24 protein-coding genes are annotated in these 26,309 nt (G+C 53.0%); 6 read left to right on the top strand and 18 right to left on the bottom strand.

Going from position 1 to position 26,309, the window contains the following annotated elements:
• Positions 1-214 precede the first annotated feature (214 nt).
• Together lptE and holA are read left to right on the top strand one after the other, a co-directional pair.
• The gene (gene lptE / locus TALK_RS01335; protein WP_085615071.1) at positions 215-724 is read left to right on the top strand and encodes an LPS assembly lipoprotein LptE; all 510 of its coding nucleotides are present in this window, start codon (positions 215-217) and stop codon (positions 722-724) included.
• A gap of 12 nt (positions 725-736) precedes the next feature.
• Positions 737-1,768 (top strand): DNA polymerase III subunit delta, encoded by a 1,032-nt coding sequence (gene holA / locus TALK_RS01340; protein WP_085615072.1) that lies wholly within the window; start codon positions 737-739, stop codon positions 1,766-1,768.
• Between the two features lie 417 nt (positions 1,769-2,185).
• On the opposite strand, the gene TALK_RS01345 is transcribed toward holA, so the two are convergent.
• The 7 genes from TALK_RS01345 to TALK_RS01375 form a co-directional block, all read right to left on the bottom strand.
• Entirely contained in the window at positions 2,186-3,442 is a 1,257-nt protein-coding gene (locus TALK_RS01345) for a ParB/RepB/Spo0J family partition protein (protein WP_085615074.1), read from the bottom strand.
• Positions 3,439-4,263: a ParA family protein gene (locus tag TALK_RS01350; RefSeq protein ID WP_085615076.1), complete on the bottom strand. Its 825-nt coding sequence runs from the start codon at positions 4,261-4,263 to the stop codon at positions 3,439-3,441. The genes TALK_RS01345 and TALK_RS01350 overlap by 4 nt, the downstream gene beginning before the upstream one ends.
• A complete protein-coding gene (gene rsmG, locus TALK_RS01355; protein ID WP_085615078.1) occupies positions 4,260-4,895 on the bottom strand; it encodes a 16S rRNA (guanine(527)-N(7))-methyltransferase RsmG in 636 nt (211 codons plus the stop codon). Before rsmG ends, TALK_RS01350 begins: the two co-directional genes overlap by 4 nt.
• Positions 4,896-5,417: 522 nt before the next feature.
• The gene (gene mnmG / locus TALK_RS01360; RefSeq protein ID WP_139833686.1) at positions 5,418-7,313 is read right to left on the bottom strand and encodes a tRNA uridine-5-carboxymethylaminomethyl(34) synthesis enzyme MnmG; all 1,896 of its coding nucleotides are present in this window, start codon (positions 7,311-7,313) and stop codon (positions 5,418-5,420) included.
• A 132-nt stretch (positions 7,314-7,445) separates the two neighbouring features.
• Positions 7,446-8,864: a tRNA uridine-5-carboxymethylaminomethyl(34) synthesis GTPase MnmE gene (gene mnmE / locus TALK_RS01365; protein WP_085615081.1), complete on the bottom strand. Its 1,419-nt coding sequence runs from the start codon at positions 8,862-8,864 to the stop codon at positions 7,446-7,448.
• A gap of 451 nt (positions 8,865-9,315) precedes the next feature.
• Positions 9,316-9,645: a (2Fe-2S) ferredoxin domain-containing protein gene (locus TALK_RS01370; protein ID WP_085615083.1), complete on the bottom strand. Its 330-nt coding sequence runs from the start codon at positions 9,643-9,645 to the stop codon at positions 9,316-9,318.
• Positions 9,646-9,650: 5 nt separating this feature from the next.
• Positions 9,651-9,905, bottom strand: coding sequence for a DUF6489 family protein (locus tag TALK_RS01375; RefSeq protein WP_085615085.1), 255 nt, complete (start codon positions 9,903-9,905; stop codon positions 9,651-9,653).
• 282 nt (positions 9,906-10,187) lie between these two features.
• On the opposite strand from TALK_RS01375, the gene TALK_RS01380 reads away from it, so the two are divergent.
• The 3 genes from TALK_RS01380 to TALK_RS01390 all read left to right on the top strand — a co-directional run bounded on the left by TALK_RS01380 (position 10,188) and on the right by TALK_RS01390 (position 14,080).
• Complete coding sequence (locus TALK_RS01380) at positions 10,188-12,239, top strand: thioredoxin domain-containing protein (RefSeq protein WP_085615087.1); 2,052 nt, start codon at positions 10,188-10,190, stop codon at positions 12,237-12,239.
• Between the two features lie 220 nt (positions 12,240-12,459).
• Complete coding sequence (locus TALK_RS01385) at positions 12,460-12,945, top strand: methylated-DNA--[protein]-cysteine S-methyltransferase (RefSeq protein WP_085615089.1); 486 nt, start codon at positions 12,460-12,462, stop codon at positions 12,943-12,945.
• A 160-nt stretch (positions 12,946-13,105) separates the two neighbouring features.
• The gene (locus tag TALK_RS01390) at positions 13,106-14,080 is read left to right on the top strand and encodes a quinone oxidoreductase family protein (RefSeq protein ID WP_085615091.1); all 975 of its coding nucleotides are present in this window, start codon (positions 13,106-13,108) and stop codon (positions 14,078-14,080) included.
• 44 nt (positions 14,081-14,124) lie between these two features.
• Here the strand turns inward: TALK_RS01390 and TALK_RS01395 are convergent, their stop codons facing one another.
• Positions 14,125-14,706 (bottom strand): HD domain-containing protein, encoded by a 582-nt coding sequence (locus tag TALK_RS01395; protein WP_245829622.1) that lies wholly within the window; start codon positions 14,704-14,706, stop codon positions 14,125-14,127.
• Between the two features lie 104 nt (positions 14,707-14,810).
• On the bottom strand, positions 14,811-15,695 hold the full coding sequence (locus TALK_RS01400; protein WP_211274750.1) for a LysR family transcriptional regulator: 885 nt from the start codon (positions 15,693-15,695) through the stop codon (positions 14,811-14,813).
• A gap of 94 nt (positions 15,696-15,789) precedes the next feature.
• Here TALK_RS01400 and TALK_RS01405 point away from each other — a divergent pair, with 94 nt between their 5' ends.
• A complete protein-coding gene (locus TALK_RS01405; RefSeq protein ID WP_085615093.1) occupies positions 15,790-16,305 on the top strand; it encodes a lactoylglutathione lyase family protein in 516 nt (171 codons plus the stop codon).
• An 81-nt stretch (positions 16,306-16,386) separates the two neighbouring features.
• Here the strand turns inward: TALK_RS01405 and rho are convergent, their stop codons facing one another.
• The 9 genes from rho to dnaQ all read right to left on the bottom strand — a co-directional run bounded on the left by rho (position 16,387) and on the right by dnaQ (position 26,309).
• A complete protein-coding gene (gene rho, locus TALK_RS01410; RefSeq protein WP_085615095.1) occupies positions 16,387-17,649 on the bottom strand; it encodes a transcription termination factor Rho in 1,263 nt (420 codons plus the stop codon).
• A gap of 312 nt (positions 17,650-17,961) precedes the next feature.
• Entirely contained in the window at positions 17,962-20,019 is a 2,058-nt protein-coding gene (locus TALK_RS01415; RefSeq protein WP_085615097.1) for a methyl-accepting chemotaxis protein, read from the bottom strand.
• 219 nt (positions 20,020-20,238) lie between these two features.
• On the bottom strand, positions 20,239-20,598 hold the full coding sequence (locus TALK_RS01420; protein WP_085615099.1) for a helix-turn-helix domain-containing protein: 360 nt from the start codon (positions 20,596-20,598) through the stop codon (positions 20,239-20,241).
• Complete coding sequence (locus TALK_RS01425) at positions 20,595-21,245, bottom strand: Smr/MutS family protein (protein WP_085615101.1); 651 nt, start codon at positions 21,243-21,245, stop codon at positions 20,595-20,597. Before TALK_RS01425 ends, TALK_RS01420 begins: the two co-directional genes overlap by 4 nt.
• Positions 21,246-21,439: 194 nt before the next feature.
• Positions 21,440-22,141, bottom strand: a complete 702-nt coding sequence (locus tag TALK_RS01430; protein ID WP_085615102.1) for a LutC/YkgG family protein — start codon at positions 22,139-22,141, stop codon at positions 21,440-21,442.
• Positions 22,138-23,586 (bottom strand): LutB/LldF family L-lactate oxidation iron-sulfur protein, encoded by a 1,449-nt coding sequence (locus tag TALK_RS01435; RefSeq protein WP_085615104.1) that lies wholly within the window; start codon positions 23,584-23,586, stop codon positions 22,138-22,140. Before TALK_RS01435 ends, TALK_RS01430 begins: the two co-directional genes overlap by 4 nt.
• Positions 23,583-24,395 (bottom strand): (Fe-S)-binding protein, encoded by an 813-nt coding sequence (locus tag TALK_RS01440; protein ID WP_085615106.1) that lies wholly within the window; start codon positions 24,393-24,395, stop codon positions 23,583-23,585. The genes TALK_RS01435 and TALK_RS01440 overlap by 4 nt, the downstream gene beginning before the upstream one ends.
• 224 nt (positions 24,396-24,619) lie before the next feature.
• Positions 24,620-25,492, bottom strand: a complete 873-nt coding sequence (locus TALK_RS01445; protein ID WP_139833687.1) for a substrate-binding periplasmic protein — start codon at positions 25,490-25,492, stop codon at positions 24,620-24,622.
• A gap of 118 nt (positions 25,493-25,610) precedes the next feature.
• Positions 25,611-26,309, bottom strand: a complete 699-nt coding sequence (gene dnaQ, locus TALK_RS01450; RefSeq protein WP_085615706.1) for a DNA polymerase III subunit epsilon — start codon at positions 26,307-26,309, stop codon at positions 25,611-25,613.

The raw sequence follows: 26,309 nt of genomic DNA on the forward strand, positions 1-26,309 counted from the left end.
ACATCGAAACCGGGCGCTTTCACACGGCAATCGCCACCCTTCATCAGCAATTTCAGACCTTTTCCCCGCCCGAAAAAACCTCGAAAATATCCCCGGTACGACTTTCTTTCCTGCAAGACCTAACTCTGTTTTGCCCTTTTATCGGAACGGAACTATTGTACCGTCACGGTTACGCACGAGGTGGTTCCGGCCATCACCCCAAAGACAGCGAGGAATGACGTTGCGCGCCCTGATTTCGATTTTCGCCCTGCTTGCCCTGACCAGCCTGACAGCATGTGGCTTTCGCCCGCTTTATGCCGAGGATAAAGACGGCCAAAGCACCGCGTCCGACATGGCAAAAGTCAAAATTTCAATGATGGAAGACCGGGTCGGGCAACTCACACGCAATGTCTTGGTCGAAACGCTGACGCCGCGGGGGCAGATCAAGCATACGGAATATATTTTAGCAGTAAACCTGAGCGAATCGACTTCCGAACTTGGTTTCACCAAGGATAACGAGGCAACAATCGCAGATTATATTCTAACCGCTCAATATCAACTATCACGCATTTCGGATAAGCAGCTTCTTCGCGAAGGCACCCTCCGTGCCCGTACAACATTCAACCTTGTCGATTCAGATTTTGCATCGCTTGAGGCCGAGTCGGCCGCCAAATCCGATGCCGCCCGCAATCTGGCGCGTCAGATTGCCAATCAGGTGGCCGTTGGCCTGCGCAACGCACAATAGGGCCCTCCGTTCATGAAGCTTAAGGCAGCCCAGGTCGAAAACTTCCTTCGCGCCCCCGATGCCAAGGCGCAGCTGGTCCTAATCTATGGTGAGGATGAGGGGCTTGTGCGTGAACGCGCCGTCAAGCTTGCCCAAACCGTCATCGAGGACCTTAAAGATCCGTTTCGCGTGATCGAGCTTGGCATCCCGCAGCTTAAGGAAGACGCCGGACGCCTGCGTGATGAAGCCGCTGCGATCAGTTTCGGCGGCGGGCGCCGTGTCATCCGAATCCGCGATATTGGCGAGGCACAGGCCCCCATCATCGCCGATTTCCTGTCTCATCCGGCCGGTGACGCCCTGATCGTGATTGAAGCCGGAAGTCTTGCCACCAAATCCAAGCTACGCCAAGCCGTCGAGAAATCCGGCAATGGCATGGCGCTGCCCTGCTATGCCGATAGCGGCCGTGACCTTGAAGGTCTGATCAATTCCGTGATGGAAGACCACAAACTGCGCATTGATCGCGATGCTATCCGCTATCTGGTCGCCAACCTCGGCTCGGACCGCATGATTTCCCGAAGCGAACTGGAAAAGCTTGCCCTTTACGCTTTAAAAGACCCTCAGGTCACGCTGGCCGCTGCCATGGCCTGTGTCGGGGATAGTTCCGCCCGTCATTACGATGATATCGTGCAGGCCGTATCACAAGGTAATGTCGCCAATCTTGATACCGCACTTACCCGACTGGTCGAAGAAGGCCTTAACCCGGTCGGTGCGCTGCGCATGATGATCGGTTATTTTCAAAAACTGCATCTGGTCAAAGGCCAGATGTCCCAGGGCACCAATGCCGAACAGGCCATGAAAGCCCTGCGACCGCCGCTGTTTTTCAAGGCTGCTGATCAATTCCGCGCCAATCTGCACAATTGGGCACTGGCCAACCTGCAACGCGCCCTGCAAATCCTGCTCGAAGCCGAAAAGGACTGCAAAAGCGGTCTGGGCATCCCCGAAACCATCGCCCATCGCGCTATGATCAAGATCGCCGTCGCCCGACAGAAACAGGCCCGACGCTGACCCCTTTCGCGCTTGACCGATCCGCATGGAAAAACACGCTATTACAACGCATTGCGATGACGGGCAATCCCCTGTCACCTAAGCAAGAAAATCAGCATATGACCTTTACCGTGCAAATCTAATTGTGTTGCCTATTTTATTCCCAACGGCCCCGTCGCCCCCCGTTTATTCAAGCTGGCGCGGATATCCTGGCAACCAACCACAAAACACAGGCCATGCCAAAACCAAAAGGGCAGCCTATTTAAAGCTGCCCTTTGTCGTCTTCACGATCTATCTGTTTTCAATGCGCAGATGGGTTAAAGAATCTACTTCACCTCAACATTACGACCCTCGGCAACGGCACGCTCTAGAGCCTCTTTTTTCTTAAGCTTTTCCAGCTGATTGATCTTATCGCGATCCAGATCTTTCATGCTGATCTTACCCTTGGGCTTTTTTTCCGGTGCTTTCGGCAACCTCCTCAAGCACGTCGTCACCGATTTCTTCATGCTCGATCGGCTCGTCGCCTTCTGGCTCGCCGATTTCCAAGTCATCAATTTCAGCCGAGTCGCTGGGTTCAAAATCAATTTCCGTCGCTGTCGCATCGGCAATCGATTCAAGCTCGTCCGTCAACGGATCCTCATCCTCGTTCAGGAAATTCGGATCCGTTTCACCGTCATCCATAAACATCGAGTCGAATTCGTTACTGCCGTCCCCGGCATCACCGCGCCCCTGTGACATCAACAGGTCATCGTCGTCCGATGCAGCAACCGTTTCGCCCAAACCGCCCTGGCTCAGACGTTTAAGAATGTCATCAAGCTGCTCCAGCGTTTCATAGCGAATAGCAATCTTGCCACCCGCCCCGTCAAAGTCAATATCGACCGCCAACCCCAACATATTGCTAAGGTCACGTTCCAAAGCCACTGTATCTGGGTCTTTTTCAATCGAGCGCCCCGAAGATGCTTTCTTTGGCCGGGCTTCTTTGCCGCCGTCGGTTTTTACCAGTTTTTCGGTCTGACGAACGTTCAAACCCTTTTTGACAATCTGGGTCGCCAACTCAACCGCATTATCGGCCCCCAGCAATGCGCGCGCATGACCAGCACTAATAACCCTGTCTGATAACATTTGTTTGATCGGCGATGGCAACGACAACAACCGCAGGCTATTGGCGATATGGCTGCGGCTTTTGCCCAATGCCTGTGCCAAGGCCTCCTGCGTATGGGCGAAATCCGCCATTAAACGGTTATAGCCCTCAGATTCCTCAAGCGGTGAAAGGTCCTGACGTTGCAGGTTTTCAATCAGGGCAATCTCGGCGGTTTCCCGATCATCGAATTCGCGCACCAAAACCGGGACTTCGTGCAACTGGGCCCGCTGTGCTGCGCGCCAGCGTCGCTCACCGGCGATAATTTCATAGGTGGTTTCACCGGTCGAAGACGCCCGCACCAAAATCGGCTGGATAATGCCCTTTTCACGGATCGACGCCGCCAAATCATCAATCGCCTCGTCATCAAAATTGACGCGCGGCTGAAATGGCGATGGCTTAAGATCGCTAATCGCAATCAGCAATGTCGTGCCGCCCGGCCCGGGATGCGCAACCGCCTCGCTGCCACCGGCAACTGCAACGCCAACATCCTCATCTTCTTCGCCCAGCAAAGCCGAAAGTCCCCGTCCCAAACCGCGTTTCTTTACGTCACTCATGCTTTCACCCCTTCGCGTTTCAGGACTTCACTTGCCAGGTTAAGGTATGCCCGTGATCCCGGACATTTCATGTCATAGACCAGCACCGGCGTGCCATGGCTTGGCGCCTCGGATACGCGCACATTGCGCGGGATTACGGTGCGGTACACAACATCACCGAAATAATCGCGCACATCATTGGCCACCTGGGCCGACAGATTATTACGCTTGTCATACATCGTTAAAACGATGCCCTGAATTTCCAAGGCCGGATTAAAGGCCTTTTTCACCCGTTTAATCGTGCGGACCAAATGGCTGATACCTTCAAGGGCAAAGAACTCGCATTGCAACGGCACCAGAACCGCATCACTGGCCACCAGTGCATTTAGCGTCAAAAGGCCCAACGATGGCGGGCAATCGATCAGAACGTAATCAACATCCTGCGGCAATCGGCCCAAAGATTCTTTAAGCTGCATTTCGCGGTGGTCAAAATCGACCAGCTCGATCTCGGCACCGGTCAAATCCATGCCCGACGGCACAATGGTCAAACGCGGAATGGCGGTATCCTTGCGCGCTTCTTCAAGGCTGTTGCCATTGATGAGCACGTCATAGGAACTGATCTCGCGCTCTGACGGGCGCAGGCCCAAACCGGTGCTGGCATTGCCCTGCGGGTCAAGATCAACAATCAGAACCCGCTGGTTTACAGCCGCCAATGCGGTCGCCAGATTGATCGTGGTTGTCGTCTTGCCGACCCCGCCCTTCTGATTGGCAACGGCAATGATCCGTGGTCGATGCCCGGCCTCGGAAGGTACTGAAAGCGGCAGATCAATTACGTCGGTCACCGGTCAACTCCTTGCAAAATCATCACCACACCTTCCGGGTCAACCAGACTGGCATGGGTGGTTACAGTGAATGTCCAACCGGCCGCACGTGCTTCGGCCAGCTCATCTTCAAAGGCACGTCCCTTTAACAATACATAATGCCCACCTGATTTCAGATGGCGCTGCCCCAGTTCCAAAAGCTTTGGCAATGGCGCAAAAGCACGGGCGGTAATCACATCAGCGTTGCGCGGGACGCCGGCTTCAATGCGCTCGCGGGCAATTTCCGTCTGACCCAAAACACCACAAACCCGTGCTGCTTCGGCCAAAAATATGGTTTTCTTGGTGTTTGATTCCATCAGGATAACGTCATTTGCACCCAGAACCGCCAATACGATCCCGGGGAACCCGGCCCCGGAACCGAAATCAACGATTTTTCCGCTGCTGGCAATATCTTTAAGATACGGCCAAAGCTGTGCAGAATCCTGCAAATGGCGAGTCCAGACGTCATCAGCCGTGCTGGCACCAACGATATTGATCCTCGGTTGCCATTTGACAACAAGATCAGCATAAAGGCCGAGACAGCCCAATGTTTCACGTGAAACATTCAAATCGGTCTCAAACCATGTTTTTACGGGTTCGGAAATGGATTGCATATTCGAGTTATAATCCGCGTTTACGAATCGCACCAGAGTTGTTTTCTAAAACAAACACGTTTTCCTGCGCCGAACTCGATAATTTCCAACAAAAATCACGCCAATGTTTCACGTGAAACATTATGAAACCCATTTTTGATCGCGATGACGATAACGCTGGATCGATTTATTCCCCGGCTGCCACACGATGACCTAAAGGGATGTCGGCAGGCTGATACCGCCCAAGCGACTCGACATTCTTATGCAATCAGTTAAAGCATCCAGAACCATCAACCTCTATCATCATCAATACATTTTCGATGATTGGATCGCTGTTCAATGTTTCACGTGAAACATTGGTTGGTTATGTTTGCAGCAACATAGGCTTGCAAGGCAAGCTCATCTCCCGGCAGAAAACCGGAAGAACAAAAAAGCAGCGCACTGGTTATTATACGCTGCCTTTGTTTTGGTGATCTCTGATTAGCCCTGTCTAGGATCATCGGCGAACAGCATCATCGCGGATCAACGAGGGCCAAGTCGCCCTTACGCGCTGCGCGGTATCTTGTGCTTGTGGCTTTTGATATGACCCAGCAAAGCCGTTACCGCCGCCGGGGTGATGCCCGGAATACGAGATGCAGCGCCGATGGTCTCGGGCTGAATTTCTTTTAGCTTGATCCGGATTTCAGACGACAGGCTACCTACCCGATCAAAGTCAAGATCACGTGGCAGGCGCAATTCTTCGTCCCGGCGGAAGGCCGCAACATCGGCCGACTGGCGTTCAAGATAGCCTTTGTATTGTGCATCAATCGATACCTGTTCACGGATTGCCGGTGTAATCTCTGACAGTTGCGGCCAGACATTAGTCAGGATATCAAAATCAATATGAGGATATGCCAGCAGGTCATAGGCCGAACGACGCACACCATCCTGATTGATCTTGATGCCATGCTTGGCCAGCCCGTTTGGCGTTTCAGCCAATTCGGAAACCACGCGCTTGGCCGCATTAAGGGCCAGCTTCTTATCACCCCAAACCTGTTGGCGCGGCGATGCGACACAACCAATATCAAGGCCACGATCCGTCAAACGTTGATCGGCATTATCGGCGCGCAGCATCAAGCGATATTCCGCCCGGGAGGTAAACATACGATAGGGTTCGCGCGTACCCAAGGTCACCAGATCATCGATCATCACCCCGATATAGGCATCCGCCCGATCCAGGATAAACTCACGATCAACCGCGCCTGCTGTGCTGCCCGCAACCAGTGCCGCATTAACACCGGCAACAAGCCCCTGCCCGGCGGCTTCTTCGTAGCCGGTCGTGCCATTGATCTGCCCGGCAAAGAACAGCGCGCCAATTTTCTTGGTTTCAAGCGTATGGCGTAGCTCGCGCGGATCGACAAAATCATATTCCACCGCATAGCCAGGGCGGAAAATCTCGACCTTTTCAAGCCCGGGAATGGTCGCCAGCAAGGCCAACTGAACATCTTCGGGAAGCGATGTTGAAATCCCGTTTGGATAGATCGTCGGGTCATCCAGCCCTTCGGGTTCAAGGAAAATCTGGTGCTGATTTTTCTCGGCAAAGCGGACGACTTTGTCTTCGATGGACGGGCAATACCGCGGGCCGCTGCTGTTGATCTGGCCGCTATACATTGGCGCACGATGCAGGTTTGCCCGAATGATTTCATGCGTCGCTTCGGTCGTCCAGGTCATATGACACGGGATTTGCGGTACGGTGATTTCGGAACTCAGGAACGAAAATGGCTCTGGCGGGGTATCGCCGGGCTGTTCCTGTAAACTGGCCCAATCAATCGTCCGGCCATCAAGGCGTGCCGGAGTCCCGGTTTTAAGACGGCCCAAACGGAACCCGAACTTTTCGAGCGTTTCCGAAAGCCCCATCGCCGGAGCATCACCGATGCGGCCCGCCGGTGTGGTTTTTTCGCCAATGTGAATAAGCCCGCGCAGGAATGTCCCCGTCGTCAGAACCACCGCACCCGCATCATATTCCCGCCCGTCTTCGGTAATCACACCGGTAACACGCGCAGTCCCATCGGCAATTTTAAGGTCGTGAACTGCGCCTTCGATCACCGTCAGGTTTTCCTGATTGGCCAGAATACCCTGTACCGCATTCCGATACAGCTTGCGATCTGCCTGCGCACGCGGGCCGCGGACCGCCGGGCCCTTGGACCGGTTCAACATGCGAAACTGAATGCCGGCCCGGTCAATCGCACGGCCCATTACGCCATCAAGCGCATCAACCTCGCGGACCATATGGCCCTTGCCCAAACCGCCAATCGCCGGATTGCACGACATTTCACCGATACGATCAGCACGATGTGTGACCAGCGCGGTTTTGGCACCCATGCGTGCGGCAGCCGCAGCGGCCTCGCACCCGGCATGACCACCACCAACAACAATCACATCAAAACAGTTTTCTGACATCGAATTCCTCATTCGCGCGAAATTCGTAACATCAAATGAGGTCAGAAAGCGCGCGTCTTTGCTGGGTCTTAATTCACAATCACATGATCATCGACAGGGCCAATGTTTCACGTGAAACAATTTCTGATAATCTTATTTGCCGATACAGAAGTCGCCAAAGATAATATCAAGCAGATCTTCAACATCGACGCGTCCGGTGATCTTGCCGATTTCACGCACAGCCAGACGAACATCCTCGGCGGCCAGTTCGGCAATATCGGTCTGCAATCCGCGATCAAGATGATCACTGGCACCTTCAAGTGCCTTGCGGTGCCGCAGACGTGTCAGGGGGACTGGCCCCGCAAAATCAAGCCCTTCTTTTACGCGAGTCTCCAGCAGTTGCAAGAGGCTTTCCACCCCCTGCCCGGTCATGGCCGATATAGGCAGAACGGGAAGCTCTAGCGCCATTCCCGCCGCCGATGTGCCCGACCAAAGGGTTGGTACGTCGTCGCACAGGCTGCCCGTTCCGTCCGCACCATCAACCTTATTGACCAAAAGGATCGTATTTCCATCAATCAGGCGCGCGGCCTCGGCATCGATATCGGGCCAGTCGTTGCGATCCACGACCACAAGGCGCAGGTCGGCATCTTCGGCGCGCGCAGTTGCCCGCCGCACACCTTCGCTTTCGATCACATCGCGGCTTTCGCGAAGCCCGGCGGTATCGACCATGGTGACCGGGAACCCGCCAAGATCAAGATGGACCTCGATCATATCGCGTGTGGTCCCGGCAATTTCGGAAACAATCGCCGCATCGCGCTGCGCCAGCCTGTTAAGCAAGCTGGATTTACCGGCATTGGGTGCACCCAAAATAACAATCTGAAATCCTTCGCGCAGCCGTTCGCCCCGGCGATTATCGGCCAGATGTTTGCCGATTTCCGCATAAACCGAGGCCAGATCACCGCGCACCACCGGCACAATGCCGCCGGGTAAATCTTCGTCGGGGAAATCAATATCGGCCTCGATATAGGCCAGCGCCTTCATCAACCGCGCGCGCCAGTCTTCATATAGAGCACCCAACTCGCCCGCCATCTGGCGCACGGCCTGTCGGCGCTGGGCGGCGGTTTCACAATCAATCAGATCGGCAATGCCTTCGGCAGCGGTCAAATCCATCTTGCCGTTTTCAAACGCCCGCCGTGTATATTCCCCCGGCTCAGCAATGCGCAGGCCCGGCTGGACGGCCAGACATTCCAAAACGCCGTCAATCACCGCCCGGCCGCCATGAACATGCAGCTCGACCACATCCTCGCCGGTGAAACTGGCCGGACCGGCAAAATAAATCGCCACCGCATCGTCAAGCCGTTCATCCGTTTTCGGATCACGGATCGGGGCATAGACCGCATGACGCGCCTTGGGCAAGGTATCACGTCCCAAAAGCGCACATAGCGTTGCCCCGGCCATCGGACCCGATAACCGGATCACCGCCACCCCGGCCCGCCCGGCGCCGCTGGAAAGGGCGAAAATCGTGTCTGTATTCACGTTCAAGATCGTATTTGGGGTTGCGTTAATCGTCATTCGCCCTGCCATCCGAAGAACCCGACAGACCAAATATCTCGCCCGTCCGGCTTTATAAAACTCTCTGGCTGTCCATATCGTTCAGCCCACCGCCAAGGTCAACATATAGCTGAAATTACCAACAGGGCTTTAAAACCGTGAAAGAAGCCCGGCGCAACATGAACAAGGCCGCAGGGCAGCGATCTGAAAGCGCCCAACAGATCCGGAAAAATATTTGAGGCCATCATCCCCGTCCAGTTCGTCCGATCTCTTCTACACCCTTGCCAATGGCGCAGTCGCCCCAGCCCTGCAGGCAAGAACATCCAGATAGGCCGAGCCATAAACAGATGATATCGCCCCCGCAACACCATAGACTCCCACATTCGCGGGAGTGACAGGTTGGAGAGGTGACAAAAGTTGTTGGCAAGACGTGCCTTGCCTGTCCCTGCGGAAATTGCAGCAGGTCAGACGCTTATTGATCCGGGGAAAGCCGCAACCGTTCGACCACCTGCCCGCCGATCAGATGATCGTTGAGGATGGCGTCAACGTCATCCATCGTCTCGTAACGATACCAGGTGCCTTCGGGATAGATCACCATCACCGGGCCCAATTCGCAACGATCAAGGCATCCGGCGGTATTGATGCGCGTCATCGGCAAGCCGAGTTCCTTGGCGCGAATTTTCATATAATTGCGCAGCTTGGTCGCGCCCTTGGAATTACAGCATCCGCGCTCGTGCCCTGCGGGACGTTCGTTCTGACAGACGAAAACATGCGCCTGATAGTAATGTGTATCGGTCGTCAAGCGGGTCAGTCCTTCTTACCGGCAGCATTGCCCGATGCATTGAACTGGTTCCAGAATGCTTTTTGCACCTGTTCCCAATTCTGCATACCTTGTGGCAGCCAGGTATTGATCATGGTTTCAGGGTCCATCGCGCCAAGGTTGGCTTTCATGCGCTCCTCGACTTCTTTCATCAAGGCCTGCTGCATTGGCTGGACATCGGGAAGGCCAAAAAAGGTGCGCAGTTCTTCGGGGGTGCAATCGATATCAACGGAAACTTTCATCGCCCTGATCTCCTTGGTTTTATATTCTGGTTTTTATTGTGACCATTATGACCGCCTGATCATGCTTTTCTCAAACATTATCGTCCTATTACGGTCAGATCCTATTAATATTGCTGTAATCGCAATCGGTTAAAAGCTTACAAACAAACTAAATTCATCGACTTTCAATTTCATGAACCAGCCCTTACATCAATATAAGCAAACCAATCGGCACGCCGCCTTTTCCCGAAACCCGATAAAGCCCGCGACCACAACACAATCTTAGACGGGTACAGGACAGACATGGATCTCGCGCAGAACAATCTCGGGTCGGAAACCAGCCCCTATCTTTTACAACATCACGACAACCCTGTGCATTGGCAGCCCTGGAGCCCCGAAATCCTTGCCGCCGCCAAGGCCGCCAACAAGCCGGTTCTGCTATCGGTCGGCTATGCCGCGTGTCACTGGTGCCATGTGATGGCCCATGAAAGCTTTGAGGATGACGGCATTGCCGCCCTGATGAACGAGATGTTCATCAATATCAAGCTGGACCGCGAAGAACGGCCTGATCTTGACAGCGTCTATCAAAATGCGCTGGCCTTGCTGGGGCAGCAAGGCGGATGGCCGTTGACCATGTTCCTGACCCCGGACGGAGAACCGTTTTGGGGCGGCACCTATTTCCCCAAGGAAGCCCGCTATGGGCGGCCGGGATTTGGCGATGTCCTGAAATCGGTATCGGAAATTTACACCAATCAACAAGATAACATCCGCCATAACGTCGCCCAGATCGGGCAGGCCTTGATCAAAATGAACAGTGGTGCAACCGGATCAATGCCGTCGCTTGCGACGATTGATCAATGCGGCCATGGCTGTTTGCAGATCATGGACGGCGAAAATGGCGGCACCAATGGCGCGCCCAAATTCCCGCAGCCCAGCCTGCTGGCACTTTTGTGGCGCACAGGCACCCGCACCGGCGATGCGGACCTTAAACGCATTACCCGTCACAGCCTTGATCGCATGTGCCAAGGCGGAATTTATGATCATGTTGGCGGCGGGTTTGCCCGCTATGCGGTGGATGATCAATGGCTGGTGCCGCATTTCGAAAAGATGCTTTATGACAACGCCCAACTGATCGATCTGATGTGCGATGTCTGGCGCGATAATGGCGATGGCGGCAAAAACCCGCTGTATGAAACCCGGATTGCCGAAACCATCGATTGGATTCTGCGCGACATGCGCATTCCCGGCGGGGCCTTTGCCGCCAGTCTGGATGCCGACAGCGAAGGCGTCGAAGGCAAGTTCTATGTCTGGGATGAGGCCGAGATTGACGAAATTCTTGGGTCCGATGCCGCACTGTTCAAACAATTCTATGACGTCAGCGCAGCCGGGAATTGGGAAGATAAAAACATCCTGAACCGCACCCAATCGGGGCTTGGCCTTGCCAATCCGGCAACCGAAAAGAAATTGGCCGGAATGCGGGACAAACTTTTGGAAGTGCGCAACAAACGCATCTGGCCGGGTTGGGATGACAAGGCCCTGACCGATTGGAACGCGATGACGATTGCGGCAATGGCCGAAGCCGCCATGGTGTTTAAACGCGCCGACTGGCTGGATTACGCCAAGCTTGCCTATAATTTCGTAATTAGCAGCCTGATGCAGGATGGTCGCTTTCTGCACAGTTATCGCGATGGCAAGGCACAACATGCCGGGATGCTTGAAGACTACGCCCATATGATCCGGGCCGCCCTTCGGCTTTATGAATGCTTTGGCGAGGATGCTTATCTGCGCGAAGCCATCGATTGGTGCGAAAAGGTCGAAGATTTGTTTGTCGATGCCAAGGGGGGTTATTTCCAATCGGCATCGGATGCCACCGATTTGGTCATTCGCCAAAAACCGCATATGGATAATGCGGTTCCGGCCGGAAATTCGATCATGGCGCAAAATCTGGCGCGGCTTTATGCCCTGACCGGGGAAACCAAATACCGCGATCGCGCCGAAACCACGATTGCCGCCTTTGCCGGGCGTCTGACCGAACAATTCCCCAATATGCCCGGCCTGCTTTTGGCGGCGGAAATGCTGCAAAATCCTCTGCAAATCGTGCTGATCTCAAACGAACGCAGCCAGGATTTCATGGAAATGCGCCGTGCGATCTTTGCCGCCTGTCTGCCCAACCGGGCGATTACCATCCTGTCAGATACCGCCACCCTGCCCGATCTGCACCCGGCCAAGGGTAAAACCGCGATCAATGGCAAGGTAACGGCCTATGTCTGTCAGGGGCCAGTCTGTTCGACCCCGGTCACCAATGCCAAGGACCTTGGCCAATTGCTGGCCGATTTACCGACCAAAACGGCATAAGACGTCATAAGTCTCAGGCATAAATACTGGTGGTAGGCCGATAGTGGCCAATGGTCGCCGGTGGTGTTTGTGCCTGAGACCTATCACGGATCACAAGACGCACTGGACGCGGATCACTGGACAATGACTCCAAAATGTTTCATGTGAAACATTCTTGGCCTGCCCTATCAAATAGCCCTGCTTTCAGGGCTTGGCTTATTCACGCACAGGATTTTACGGAATGCCCCAGATTTCGATAAATACCCCGGTCGGTCCCGTGACCATTTTCGAGTTCGATGATCAGATTGTCGCGCTGGACTGGGGCTTTGTCGAAGATATGGAACCAAGTGCGATTTTGAACGAGGCCAAGGCACAGCTTAATGCCTATTTCAGCGGCCAATTGACTACGTTTGACCTGCCACTGGCCCCCGACGGCACCGATTTCCACAAAGCCGTCTGGGACGCGATGTGCAAAATCCCGCTGGGCAAAACCGCGACCTATAAGGATATGGCGATTGCAGCCGGAACGCCAAGCGCCTTTCAGGCCGTTGGCACCGCCTGCGGGCTTAATCCAATTCCGATCATCATCCCGTGCCACCGGGTTCTGGCCGCAGGCGGAAAACCGGGCGGTTATTCCGGCGATGGCGGGCTTGAAACCAAACGCGCGCTTTTGAAAATCGAAGGCGTCGATCTGGTGATCCCCAACGATCAGGGCGATTTGTTCTAGACCTATTGCCTGGCATTCCATCAGGCGAAATACCCTGTATCAGCACGCGTACAAGCGGCTGATCCGAATGCTCTGACGTGGCCTATTATTGTTTTCTGACATAGACTTGGCCTATTGATCAGACAAGCGCCGAAAACGGCGCATTCATGGGAGGTCAGTCATGACCAAAGCAGTTCGTTTTTACGAAACCGGCGGCAGCGATGTGTTGCGTTTTGAAGATGTTGACGTTGGCGCACCGGGTGCCGGTGAAGTTCGCCTGCGTCACGAAGCCATTGGCCTTAATTATATCGATATCTATTTCCGGTCTGGGGTTTATCCGGCCCCGTCCCTGCCATCGGGCCTTGGACTTGAAGGTTCTGGCGTCATCGAAGCGGTTGGGAACGATGTGACCGATCTGGCTGTGGGCGATCGGGTGGCCTATGCCGCACAGCCCCTTGGCGCCTATGCCGAGGCGCGGGTGATGCCGGCCAAGGGATTGGTTAAAATCCCCGACGGGATCAGTTTTGATCTGGCCGCAGCGGCTATGTTGCAAGGCATGACCGCACAGTATCTTTTGCGCCGGACGTACCACGTCAAAGCCGGTGATACCATTCTGATCCACGCTGCCGCAGGCGGTGTTGGCCAGATTGTCTGCCAATGGGCCAAGCACTTGGGTGCGACCGTAATCGGCACCGTCGGAGCAGCGGACAAGGCCGAAATCGCCAAATCCAAGGGATGCGATTACCCGATCCTGTACCGCGACGAAACCGTTTCCAAGCGCGTCATGGAAATCACCAATGGTCAGGGCGTTGACGTTGTTTACGACTCGGTGGGTAAAGACACCTTTGATGACTCGCTCAATTGCCTGAAACGCCTTGGCATGATGGTCAGTTTCGGCCAGTCATCGGGGGCAGTTCCACCCGTTCCGCTTAAGGCACTGGCACCCGGCGCTTATTTCCTGACCCGGCCCAGCGTTTTTCAGTATACCGCAACCCGCGAAGAATTGCTGGCAACCGCGAACGAGCTGTTTGATGTGCTGAAATCCGGTGCGGTAAAAATCGATATCGCCGCAACTTATGCGCTTTCAGATGCCAAACAGGCCCATGATGACCTTGAAGGCCGTAAAACCACCGGGTCGGTGATTCTGAAACCGTAATTAAATCATGTGGTTCCGTAGCAAAATACAGAACAGAGGCAGGATTAAACCCCTGCCTCTTCTTTTTCCGTATGCCAAACACGCACATCCCGCGAAATGGCATCAAAGCGGTCTGACAGGCGGGGACTAACGATGCGACAGGGCGCAATCACGGCTTCCGCCCAATCGACATAGGCCAAAATCTGATCGCGGTCCCAGCCAATCGGTGTATCGGTCAACATCGCGCCGACATTGGCGATTTTATCGGCCAGACGGACCAGTTTGGCATCATTGCTAAGATGCGGGGCGGTTTCGATCTGACGGGCCTTGCGGTCATCACGTGGCAGGGCTTTGTCGTCGCTGACCTCAAGCACGATATCGGCGACGATATCGTTAAAACAGGTGGCAATTTCATCGCGCGTTGCACCGCAATCCTCGATCACATCATGCAGAACAGCCGCACAAAGCACGTGTTCCGCCGTGTCAGGTTCGCATTCAACGATCAGTCGGGAAACCTCGACCGGGTGATTGATATAGGGTTCATTGGCCGGTCCCTTGCGGCGCTGATCGCGGTGCGCGCGAGCAGCAAAATCAACAGATTTCAATAAAAGCTGCATCAGCCTTTGATCAGTGGTGGACGATCCCATCAAGGTCCCATGGCTTGGGACCGACTTCAAGTCCTGTTTCAAAACCGATTGTTCGACGGAATGTTTCACGGGAAACATTTATCACCAGTCTTTGGGTCAGAAACCTATCCTTCGTTCAGCATCCGTCGGATTTCGCCGGTGATGTATTTTGCCAAGGGGGATATCGACCATTCAGAACGATGGATCATGTAAAGACTATCAAGAACCGGTTCGCTAAATGCCACGGTTTTAATCTGATCGCGTTTATGAAACGCCTGACAGGCAAAACGCGGCAAGACGGTAAAACCCAATCCGCGTGCAACCGGTTCAAGGATCAGGGTAATCTGATTGGAAAAGCCATGACAGGCAACGCTACGCATGCCCGAAAATGCGCGAAAACGCTGCCCCAACAGGCGAGTCGCCATCGCCCGCCCATCCGGATGATCAATAAAGCCAAGCGCAAGAAGATCATCAAAATCCCCAATATCGACGTTGGCAGGCACCACCAGTTCAATCGGTTCGGTCGCCAGTTTTAGGGCGGTTAACCGCGGATCATCGGGCAAACGGGTTATCACCCCAAGTTCGGCACGGTCTTCGATGATTGATTTAATGATATCTTCGGTCGGGGCAAAACGATGGTGAATTTTGATATCCGGCTGTGCCTGTTGCAGGTCAAGCAAACCATTATAAATCCGCAAACCGGAACTGCCCGGTGTGGCAATCCGCAAATCACCGCAAAGCGGGCCATCCTGTTCAAGCCGCGCATCAAGACGCCGGGCAGCAGTATCAACATCATCGGCATAGACAAGAACGGCCTTGCCCGCCGGGGTCAGGTCGATTTTTCGCCCGCGTCGCAGAAAAATATCTTCACCGGTGAAATCTTCGATATGTCGAATATGCTGACTGACAGCCGCCTGTGTCAGATCAAGCGCGTCTGCCGCCCCGGTGAAAGAACCGTGATCGACAACCGCCCTGAAACTGCGTAACCAAACCGGATTTAGTATAACCATATCTTATCAATATCATAAGTTCAGCGTTATTTTACTTATGCCATAGCTTTGCAATGATGTCGCCATACGCAATTTCAACGCCGGAGGCATCACCATGAGCAATCACAATCCTAATCCAACCCCCTACCCGCGGACCTTTTCCCATATTGGCATTTCGGTGCCGGATCTGGATGCAGCGATCAAATTTTATTCCGAGGTACTGGGCTGGTACGTGATTATGACCGCCACCCGCATTACCGAAGATGACAGCCATATCGGCCAAATGTGCACCGATGTTTTCGGGAAAAATTGGGGATCCTTTCGCATCGCCCATCTATCAACCGGGGATCGGGTTGGCGTCGAACTGTTTGAATTTCCCAATAATGAACCGCGCGACAACAATCTGGAATACTGGAAAACCGGAACGTTTCATTTCTGTGTTCAAGACCCGGATGTTGAAGGGCTGGTGGAAAAAATCATCGCCCAGGGCGGCAAACAACGCATGCCGATCCGCCATTATTATCCCGGCGAAAAGCCCTATCGCATGGTCTATGTCGAAGACCCGTTCGGCAATGTGTTTGAGATTTACAGCCATAGCTACGAGCTGACCTATTCAGCCGGCGCTTATTAAACGGATCCGAAAACAAGACATAAAAAAACGGGGCCAAAATCAGGCCCCGTTTTTTATTTAATTCGTCCGTAAATAGCGTAATCAGCCATTCATTGAATCGAAGAAATCGTCGTTGCTTTTGGTGGACTTGAGCTTGCCAAGCAAGAATTCCATCGCATCCTGCGGACCCATCGGGTTGAGGATACGGCGCAAAAGCCACATTTTGGACAGCACGGCCTTCTCGACCAGCAATTCTTCCTTACGTGTCCCCGATTTAAGGATATCAATCGCCGGGAAGATACGCTTGTCAGACAGTTTGCGATCCAGAATAAGCTCGGAGTTACCGGTCCCTTTGAATTCTTCAAAGATGACCTCGTCCATGCGCGAACCGGTATCGATCAGGGCGGTTGCGATAATGGTCAGCGAGCCGCCTTCTTCGATGTTACGTGCCGCACCAAAGAACCGTTTCGGACGCTGCAGCGCATTGGCATCAACACCACCGGTCAGAACCTTGCCGGAGCTTGGCACGACGGTGTTATAGGCACGTGCCAGACGGGTAATGGAATCAAGCAGGATGACAACGTCATGCTTGTGCTCGACCAGACGTTTAGCCTTTTCCAGAACCATTTCAGTGACCTGAACGTGACGCTGTGCCGGTTCGTCGAAGGTCGAACTGATGACCTCGCCCTTTACCGAGCGGTCCATATCAGTCACCTCTTCCGGACGTTCATCAATCAGAAGAACAATCAGATAGGCTTCGGGATGGTTTTCTTCGATCGCATGCGCAATGTTTTGCAGCATCACGGTTTTACCGGTGCGCGGCGGTGCGACGATCAGAGCACGCTGACCTTTACCAAGCGGGGCAACAAGTTCAATCACCCGATTGGTGGTGTCCCTGTTGCCGTCCTGATCAACGTGACGCTCCATCTTAAGCGGCTCGTCCGGGTAAAGCGGGGTCAGGTTATCGAAATTGATGCGATGACGGACTTTGTCCGGATCGTCAAAGTTGACTTTGTCGACCTTGAGTAGCGCGAAATAACGTTCGCCTTCTTTTGGCGACCGTATCTGGCCTTCAACCGTATCGCCCGTGCGCAGACCAAAGCGGCGCACCTGGCTTGGCGAGACATAGATATCGTCCGGACCGGCAAGATAATTTGCCTCGGGACTACGCAAAAAGCCGAAACCATCCGACAGTACTTCAAGAACACCCTGGCCAAAAATGGCGTGGTCGTTCTCGGCCAACTGTTTGAGAATGGTAAACATCAACTCCTGTTTACGGAGTGTGCTGGCATTTTCGATTTCGAGTTCCTCGGACAGAGCAAGCAGCTCGGTCGGGGATTTCTTTTTGAGTTCCTGGAGATGCATATGTGCGTTTGATGATCTGTGATTGCCGGGAAGGGCGATAATTGAAAGGAGGAAATATCGAGAAGGAGTGCGGTTGACGGTCAGGCAGATCAGTGTGATTGCGGACCGAGCAGAACCTTATAGTTGCGAAGCAGGCAAGGATATTTCATGTTTCAGGATCGAAACACCACAGATTGATAACCCCGATTGAACCAATAGTCAAACCGTGTTTCGCACCATAGGGGGTAATAAGTCCTGCACCTGTTGCAAAACTGCCATGCCCCCCTGTAATGGCAGTTTTCAAAAGCCTGCAAAACCAATGATAAAAGCCCCCTATCGGGCCTGAACCGATGCAAGAAATTCTTCAACCTCGCGGCGTAAATTGGCCGCCACATCGGTTACGCTTTCACATGCCACCATAACCTTGTCCGCAGCCTGCCCGGTCCGATCCGTGGCATCACTAACCCCGGCGATATTTTGCGACACCTCGGATGTGCCAACAGATGCACGTTCAACATTGCTGGCGATTTCCGATGTTGCCGCCTGCTGTTCTGTCACCGCAGCCGACAATGACGAAGATGTTTCGTCAATATCTTCAATCCGTTTGCCAATGCGGTTTAAGATCGTCACAGCCTGTTCGGTCGCATTTTGCAGGCCGCTAATCTGATCGGTGATTTCATTCGTTGCGCGTGAGGTTTGAGTGGCAAGATTCTTGACCTCATTGGCAACCACGGCAAATCCTTTGCCAGCTTCCCCCGCCCGGGCGGCCTCAATTGTAGCATTAAGCGCAAGCAAGTTTGTCTGTTTGGCAATATCACCGATCAAACCGATAACTTCCCCAATCCTGGTAGCCCCGTCTTTAAGGTTTTCAGCAATGCCATCGGCATTTCGTGCTTCTTGAGCAGCATCGGATGTAATGGTCGATGCCGACGCAATCTGGCGTGAAATTTCAAGAATTGAATTGGCCAATTCTTCGGTTGCAGCAGAAACAGCCGCAACATTACCTGATGCTTCCTCGGCGCTGGAAGCAACACTTGCCGCCTGTTGACGTGTACTGCCAACGATATTGGTCATTTCAGTTGATGTATTGCGCAGATTATCTGTTGCATCCCCCACAGCAGACAGCAACCCATCAACATTGCCGCGAAAATCAGAAGCAAGCTGTTCAATACGATTAGCATGGGCTTCGCGGGCCACGCGATCCGCTTCGCGCTGAGCGCTCATTTCGCGATTTTGCACCAAATTGGCACGAAACACTTCAACCGCACGCGACATTTCACCCATTTCATCACCCCGGTCCATACCGACAATTTCAAGATCGGCATTGCCATCAGCCAGATGTGTCATGCTCAGGGTCAAACCATTGATCGGGATCGTGATACTGCGAGTCACAACCAAAACAAACGCACTGGCAATCAGAACGATGACGATCAACCCGCCCAGCGTGGCATAAAAGACCAAGCTGGCATTATTATATTTGCTATCGGCCTGATGAACCAGTTCCGCAGCAATATAATCCTCGACCGTTTTAAACTGATTGATTTTAGTCGTAATCGTCGCAAACCAATCTTCCGCACGAATATCCCCGGTGGTACCAGATACCGGAAAATCAAATGCCACTTCACGCATGGCATCAACCGCCCGGATTGCAGATGTGGTAACGGTTTTGGTATAAAACTGGCGGGTTTCCGGGTTGGAAAATTCGGAAAACACCGCAAGATAAGTCGTTTGCATCGTAATCAGTTCAACAAAACGACGATAAAGCAGCGGATCAAATTTACCCATCCCAAATCCGCCCGCACCTGTCGCACGTTCAAGCCCGGCACGTTCCTTGGCTTGCATGAAATTATTATAGGATGCGATTACCCGTAAAATATCAGCATCTTCGCTAAGACCGCCCATCAAATTAACGACAGATAGCATTCTGGAAATAACGTTGGAATAATATCCCACCGTTTCACCCAACACGATCTTTATGCCATCCACATTGGTGCGCAACTCAGATATCTGCGCCAAAAGCGATGAAAAGGCAGCAATATCCGTTTTCAGCTTCGGATCATAAAGGCTGTAATCAATTTTTGAGATCTCATCACCAAGGGCGGTAATCTTTTGATCAGAAAGCTTGCGCTGGGCAACAAGCTGACTGCCAAATTGCGTTCCTCCGGATCCGATAAAGCCCGCGGATGCCCCACGTTCCTTTTGCAGTTCATGGACTGTCGCGCCGATAGAACCAGCCACCTCGGTCAGGCCACGAATTTTACCCAGTTCCGTCATCTGCTGATAACGGCCACTGACAATCACCAGCGACAAAACCACCAACCCGATAACAAGCGGCACCAGCGACAGGGCCATTTTTGACCCGATACGAATATTATGAAGAAAAGCAAACATCGCGGTCCCCGAACCATGATAACGAAATTTGCCAGATGATTATCCCACCCCGTGGAACATCACAATCCTTTGACCCCGCATCAATCAAGACCCGGTCAATCAATCATGTTTTGGGAAAAAATATTTTTGGATTTTTTGATTGAATCTGATGTTGGTTCGGCAGTGCAAAAGACAAGGTCCTGCACTGCAAAATTAAACCAAATACCGCAAAAATACCGGTTAGCGGGATTTTTCGGCAATAATTGCCAGCATCCGCTGCAATTGATCGTCACTTAGACCGGCAACCCGTTCGGACAAAAGATTGGCCAATTCGGTTGCTTCGGGTTCAAGACCGGCGGTATCGACCGTGACCTTGGGGTGCGATAGCTGTGCCAGACGTTTGATTTCGTCGACCTCGTCCCAGACCAGATTGAAATAGCCACAAATCTGCTGCACCAATCCGGGACTGGGGCGCCCGCGATGGCCATGCTCAAGGGCCGACAAATAGGCTGGCGAAAGTTGCAGCGCATTGGCCATATCGGTCAGGGTAACATTATGCTTTGCCCGCAATTCCCGAATGCGATTGCCAAAGGGTGTCACGCGCGTCTCCGTTTCAGCAGAACATAAAAGGCACCCGATCCGCCATGCTGAATGCGGGCTTCGCTGATCGATAAAATCCGGGTCCGCAGACGCGGCGCACTTAACCATTGCGGGGTGCGTTGGCGCAACAAACCCGTACGCCCATATTCATCAGCGCGCGATCCCTTGCCAGTAATCACCAACACACAGCGTTTTCCGGCCCGCCAGCTATCTTCGATAAAGGCATTCAGGGCGTGATGGGCAACATCCTGGGTCATGCCGTGCAAATCAATCCGGCCATCAATCGACATCTGGCCTTTTTGGAATTTTTTGGCGGTTGATTTATCGATCCCGTCGGTCACACCCGGTTCAAGATCCGCCAAGGCGCGGTTTTTAACCTGTGGCCCACGATCCGCATGGCGCGCAGATGGCAGATTGCGCGCCATGCGGTTTTCCTCGGCCTTGGCAATTTTGCCCGACAGATTATCGGGCAACGATATGGCTGTATCGCTTTTGGAACCCCCTTCATCCGGGGAAAAACCGCCCACATCATCAGGACGCGGTTTTTTGGCGCGCAGGGGTTTCACATCGCGGGTAAAGACCTCCCACAGGGCCTTTTCCTGATCGCTTACAGTGCGATGGCGTTTATGTGTTTTTTTATGCGTCATCAGGTCTTGTGGAAAATGCGATGTTTTCTGCGACAAAATTGGCCAAGGCCATAAGGATCTGCATCACAGCATAGCCCAGACCGGTTATCATTTTGCAAAGGCATAAAGCCTTTCGCGTATTGATACCACGCCTGTTTGAACATTTTTAATTCAAACAGGCGTTACAGAACACACAGAATTCCACCACAAGCCAATCAGCTGGCTTGATCATCGACAATGACGATATGCAAACGACGCGGCCCATGCGCCCCAAGCTGTATCGTCTGTTCGATATCACCGGTGCGCGACGGGCCGGTCACCCAAAGGAAGGTTCGCGGCATATTACCCTGCCCGTCTTCGGTGCGAAGCCGGGCCCATATTTCTTCATAGGTGCCGACGATCTCGCTGGCTTTGACCACCGCGATATGGGTATCGGGCAGCATATTAAGCGTATAGGGCGTTTGCGCCCCACTTCTGAGCATCAAGCTGCCGGTTTCAGCAACCCCGCCAAAGCTAGAGGTCACAGAAACTGCATCTTCAGGACCAGCGACACCGGCGGTGACTTCAAGCGCGGTTTCTGACCAAGGCAGGCCGGAAATATTAACATCGGGGGATGTTTTCACCCGAGCCGGAAGATTATGTTCGGCCAAGAACCGGGCAACTTCGCGCGGAATATCTTCGAAACCGGCCGTGTGAACCACGGTTGCATTAACGTCAATCGCCATTTGTTCAAACAAAGCGACCTGCTGATCATGGGAAATCTGGGCGCGTGCCGGAACAACCGCATTTGATTTGGGGGCCGAAAGACGATCAAGCACATCCTTTGGTGCATCATACTGACCGGCTTCGCGGCCAAGACTTTGACGGATACGACCCAAAATCGCATCGCGGGAGGAAACCTTTGCAGAATTTCTCATTTTGATCCTCGCGCTTTTTGGGCCTGTTTTTCCGCCCAGAGTTCCTTGAATGTCTTGCCGTTCTGACCCTGTGGTGCCGGAAGATCGCGGATCTGGGTCCAGCCCCCGGCCAGCGGCAATTTGGCCAAACGACCTCTGCCGCCAGCCATCTTATTCATGACCTTGGCGGCAAGCCCGGTCGCGGTGCGATAAAGCCTTGGCCTTGATGCCAAAAACGCCCAGGCTTTGATGCCAAACCGCATTGAAGCCGGGCTAAGATGTTTTTCAAATTCGCGTTCGCGCCAATGCCGCATCATTTTTGGCAATGGAATACGCATCGGACAGACTTCTTCGCATTTACCACAGAAAGTCGAGGCATTGGGAAGATGACCGGCTTCGTCCACCCCAATCAATGATGGGGTCAAAACCGAGCCCATCGGGCCGGGATAAACCCAGCCATAAGCATGCCCCCCGACCGCACCATAAACCGGGCAATGGTTCATACAGGCCGCACAGCGGATACAGCGCAACATATCCTGAAACTCAGTACCCAACATGTTCGACCGGCCGTTATCAAGCAGGATAACGTGATATTCCTGTGGCCCATCCAGATCATCTTCGCGGCGCGGGCCGGTTGAAAACGTCGTATAGGATGACATTTCCTGACCCGTGGCAGAACGTGCCAAAACACGCAGGATGCTGGACGCATCTTCAAGCGTCGGCACGACCTTTTCCAAACTGGCAATCGCGATATGCACCCGTGACAGGGTTTGGGTCAGATCACCATTGCCTTCGTTAGTGACAATCACCGAGGTGCCGGTTTCAGCAATCAGGAAATTGGCGCCGGTAATGCCGATATCGGCCGCAAAGAAATGTTCGCGCATGACTTCGCGGGCTTCATCAAGCAATTCACGCGGCTCGGCCAGCGACCGGTTGGGATCGCGGCCTTTGTGGGTTTCGCGGAAACTATCGGCGACCTGTTCTTTATGAACATGGATCGCCGGCGCGATAATGTGGCTTGGCGGTTCATGGCGCAGCTGGATGATATATTCACCCAGATCGGTTTCAACGACTTTCAGGTCTTCCTTTTCAAGGAAATCGTTCAGGCCGATTTCCTCGGAAATCATCGATTTGCCTTTAAGAACCGATTTGGCATCTTTATCGCGGCAAATGCGCAAAACAGTTTCACGCGCTTCGGCGGCATCGGCACACCAATGGACATGACCCCCATTAGCCTTGACGTTTTCTTCAAATTTCAAAAGGTAATGATCAAGGTTTTCAAGGGTGTGGTTCTTGATATCGCACGCCTGATCGCGCAGCGCCTCGAATTCCGGCAGATTGTTGATCGCGGCAAGGCGTTTATCACGAAAACCGGTTTTTAGACGGCCCAGCGCCCGTTGCAGGCTTTCATCGCGCAGCGCGCCGTGGACGTTTTCCTTAAATTTCGGGGATGTTGATACATTCATGATGCCTGTTCCCCTTTCTTACCGGCAATCGGGGCGGCTTCCATGGTCATATCGGCCAGGACCTCGGCAACATGGCGGACTTCAATATCCGACCCTTCACGCGCCAGTTTACCGGCCATATTCATCAAACAGCCCATATCCCCGGCCAAAAGCGTTTTGGCGCCGGTCGATTTGATATCGTCGGTTTTTTCGCCCACCATCTTACCGGAAATTTCGGGATATTTGACGCAAAACGTCCCGCCAAAGCCACAGCAACTTTCCGGTTCCGACAGTTCAGAAATCTCTAGACCCTGGACAGAGTTCAAAAGTTTGCGTGGTTGTTGTTTGACACCCAATTCGCGCAGGCCCGAACAGCTATCATGATAGGTAACCTTGCCCTCGAAACTGGCGGCCACCGCATCGATCTTCATCACATCGGTCAGGAACGACACCAATTCATGGGTCTTGGCTGACAGTGCATTGACCTGATCAAGCATGGCCGGTTCATCGGCAAATAATTCGGGGAAATGCTTTTTGATCATGCCCGCACAGGACCCGCTGGGGGCGACGACATAATCATAATCGGCAAACATATCGATCAACGGCCGGGCAACTTTTTTGGCCGATGCCTTATCGCCGGAATTAAATGCCGGTTGGCCACAACAGGTCTGATCCATCGGTACATCAACCTCGCAACCTGCTTCTTCAAGCAGTTTTACGGCTGAAAATCCCACGGTTGGCCGAAACATATCGACCAGACAGGTAACAAACAGGCCAACACGTGGCTTGCCAGCCCCGGATATATCGGCATTAGGCGTTGATGACGTCATGGCGGGTCCTCTCTCTGATGCCAATCTCTGGGGCCAATTTTGCGGCCAATAGGCGACCGGATCAGGGTTGCGGGACCCGTTTCACGGCGGTGTCATGTAATTGGTATTACCAATTTTAGGTAGGCCGGTCCAGAACTTGATGATCACAACAACTACGCAAATTCATAACCATAAAATCAAGGCCCTGCAGAAATCCCGATTAGCCTGGGATCAAAACCTTGTCATCAATCATCGCGGCCAAACATATCGACACAGCCAACACCGTTGTTTTCAAGGTTAAGCATGGCTCTCAGAAAAGAACTATTCTGGTTGGTCGACAAACCGTGTTTGCCACGATTTTCCATAAATTGACCACTTTGTTTATACTTATCCAGTGTTATTTGTAGTTTTATGATGTCGTCAAGCGCCGCATCGTTGCTGATGGCAAGATACAGAAAGCAGCTTCGATAGGGTAAAATCCCGTCGATATCGCGGTGCTGGACGGTCGGATCAACAATATTGCGGTAATGGCGCAAAACCGAACCGCCAATGGCAATCAGATCAACCCGGTCGGCCTGAAGCATCGGCAGTAAAAGATCTTCGCGTGGGACCATGACCAGATATTTCGCCCCGCGTTCGCGCAAATACGGTTCGCGGGCCGACCCCATCAAGACCCCGATGCGGGCACCTTTCAAGATGTCATCAAATGCCATGTTCTGCCATTTGGCATCGGCATAACCATACAGGTTCCAAATTGTCCGACTGACCGGGCCGACCCATTTGAAGCTGTTTTCACGATCGATAGTCCGGGTGGTGGGATAAATCACATGCCGGGACCCTTTAAGGGCTTCTTCCATGACGCGCTTCCACGGCACCTGTTTGGCAACAATGTGTGACAACCCGGATTTTGTAAAAAGCGACAGAACCATTTCATCAAAATAGCCCGGTTCAGGACGCAGGGCTTCGACGCCATTTTCAGACAGATGAATGGTATAGGGCACGGTGCCATCAATATAACCATCAATACCATGCGCCCGGGCAGGTATCGCAGACAGGTTCAAAATACCCGAAAGACCCAAAATCATGGCAATGCCCAGAATACCGGGAACACCAACCATTCTGGAAAGCCCGATAAACCCTGGCCGGGTCATAGATAAAAGATGGATTAAGCGGATCCTTTGGTAGCAATCAAAGCGTTTTGAACAGGTGGCACATCGCGAAAACATGCCTGTCACATCACGCCTCTTCCTGTTTGAACCAAAGGGCGTTCGCAACCTTTTTTTCGATATAGGCGCGATGGGCGGCAAGTTCATCGTCGCTTACAATATGCAGGCGCGGTTCCAGGCGGCCTTCCTTTGGCCCCAAAATCCGACGGTCATCGCCTTGATTATTAGCATTGGGATCAAGCAAAAGCCCGTGTTGGCGTCCGCCGAGCAATTCAAGATAGACCACCGCCAAAAGATCAGAGTCAAGCAGCGCCCCATGCAGGGTACGATTTGAATTATCGATTTTAAACCGGCGACACAACGCATCAAGACTGACCGGGGAACCGGGGAATTTTTTACGCGCCATTTGAACGGTATCAATGGCACGTGCCATATCGATCTTGGGCTTGTTCAACCAGCCAAGTTCCGCATTCAAGAACTTCATATCAAAGGCAGCGTTATGAATGACAAGCTTGGAATCATTCCCGATAAATTCGATAAAATCATCGGCAATCTCGGCAAAAAGCGGCTGATCTTTCAGGAAATCATCGCCCAAACCATGAACGTCAAAGGCCTCTTTGGGCATTGGGCGCTGGGGATTGATATATTGATGATATTGCCGACCAGACGGCATGTGATTGATCAATTCGATACAGCCGATTTCAACCAGACGATGGTCTGAGTAAGGGTCAAGACCGGTGGTTTCCGTATCAAGCACGATTTCACGCAT

Origin of the sequence: Thalassospira alkalitolerans (assembly GCF_002115745.1) — a bacterium.
Classification (GTDB): domain Bacteria; phylum Pseudomonadota; class Alphaproteobacteria; order Rhodospirillales; family Thalassospiraceae; genus Thalassospira; species Thalassospira alkalitolerans.

What these genes read in the sequence shown, in the direction of transcription:
- lptE (WP_085615071.1), top strand. Translation starts at nt 215, where the DNA reads ATGACGTTGCGCGCCCTGATTTCGATTTTCGCCCTGCTTGCCCTGACC.
- holA (WP_085615072.1), top strand. Translation starts at nt 737, where the DNA reads ATGAAGCTTAAGGCAGCCCAGGTCGAAAACTTCCTTCGCGCCCCCGAT.
- TALK_RS01345 (WP_085615074.1), bottom strand. Translation starts at nt 3,442, where the DNA reads ATGAGTGACGTAAAGAAACGCGGTTTGGGACGGGGACTTTCGGCTTTG.
- rsmG (WP_085615078.1), bottom strand. Translation starts at nt 4,895, where the DNA reads ATGCAATCCATTTCCGAACCCGTAAAAACATGGTTTGAGACCGATTTG.
- mnmG (WP_139833686.1), bottom strand. Translation starts at nt 7,313, where the DNA reads ATGTCAGAAAACTGTTTTGATGTGATTGTTGTTGGTGGTGGTCATGCC.
- mnmE (WP_085615081.1), bottom strand. Translation starts at nt 8,864, where the DNA reads ATGACGATTAACGCAACCCCAAATACGATCTTGAACGTGAATACAGAC.
- TALK_RS01375 (WP_085615085.1), bottom strand. Translation starts at nt 9,905, where the DNA reads ATGAAAGTTTCCGTTGATATCGATTGCACCCCCGAAGAACTGCGCACC.
- TALK_RS01380 (WP_085615087.1), top strand. Translation starts at nt 10,188, where the DNA reads ATGGATCTCGCGCAGAACAATCTCGGGTCGGAAACCAGCCCCTATCTT.
- TALK_RS01385 (WP_085615089.1), top strand. Translation starts at nt 12,460, where the DNA reads ATGCCCCAGATTTCGATAAATACCCCGGTCGGTCCCGTGACCATTTTC.
- TALK_RS01390 (WP_085615091.1), top strand. Translation starts at nt 13,106, where the DNA reads ATGACCAAAGCAGTTCGTTTTTACGAAACCGGCGGCAGCGATGTGTTG.
- TALK_RS01395 (WP_245829622.1), bottom strand. Translation starts at nt 14,706, where the DNA reads ATGGGATCGTCCACCACTGATCAAAGGCTGATGCAGCTTTTATTGAAA.
- TALK_RS01400 (WP_211274750.1), bottom strand. Translation starts at nt 15,695, where the DNA reads ATGGTTATACTAAATCCGGTTTGGTTACGCAGTTTCAGGGCGGTTGTC.
- TALK_RS01405 (WP_085615093.1), top strand. Translation starts at nt 15,790, where the DNA reads ATGAGCAATCACAATCCTAATCCAACCCCCTACCCGCGGACCTTTTCC.
- rho (WP_085615095.1), bottom strand. Translation starts at nt 17,649, where the DNA reads ATGCATCTCCAGGAACTCAAAAAGAAATCCCCGACCGAGCTGCTTGCT.
- TALK_RS01415 (WP_085615097.1), bottom strand. Translation starts at nt 20,019, where the DNA reads ATGTTTGCTTTTCTTCATAATATTCGTATCGGGTCAAAAATGGCCCTG.
- TALK_RS01425 (WP_085615101.1), bottom strand. Translation starts at nt 21,245, where the DNA reads ATGACGCATAAAAAAACACATAAACGCCATCGCACTGTAAGCGATCAG.
- TALK_RS01430 (WP_085615102.1), bottom strand. Translation starts at nt 22,141, where the DNA reads ATGAGAAATTCTGCAAAGGTTTCCTCCCGCGATGCGATTTTGGGTCGT.
- TALK_RS01435 (WP_085615104.1), bottom strand. Translation starts at nt 23,586, where the DNA reads ATGAATGTATCAACATCCCCGAAATTTAAGGAAAACGTCCACGGCGCG.
- TALK_RS01440 (WP_085615106.1), bottom strand. Translation starts at nt 24,395, where the DNA reads ATGACGTCATCAACGCCTAATGCCGATATATCCGGGGCTGGCAAGCCA.
- TALK_RS01445 (WP_139833687.1), bottom strand. Translation starts at nt 25,492, where the DNA reads ATGGTTGGTGTTCCCGGTATTCTGGGCATTGCCATGATTTTGGGTCTT.
- dnaQ (WP_085615706.1), bottom strand. Translation starts at nt 26,309, where the DNA reads ATGCGTGAAATCGTGCTTGATACGGAAACCACCGGTCTTGACCCTTAC.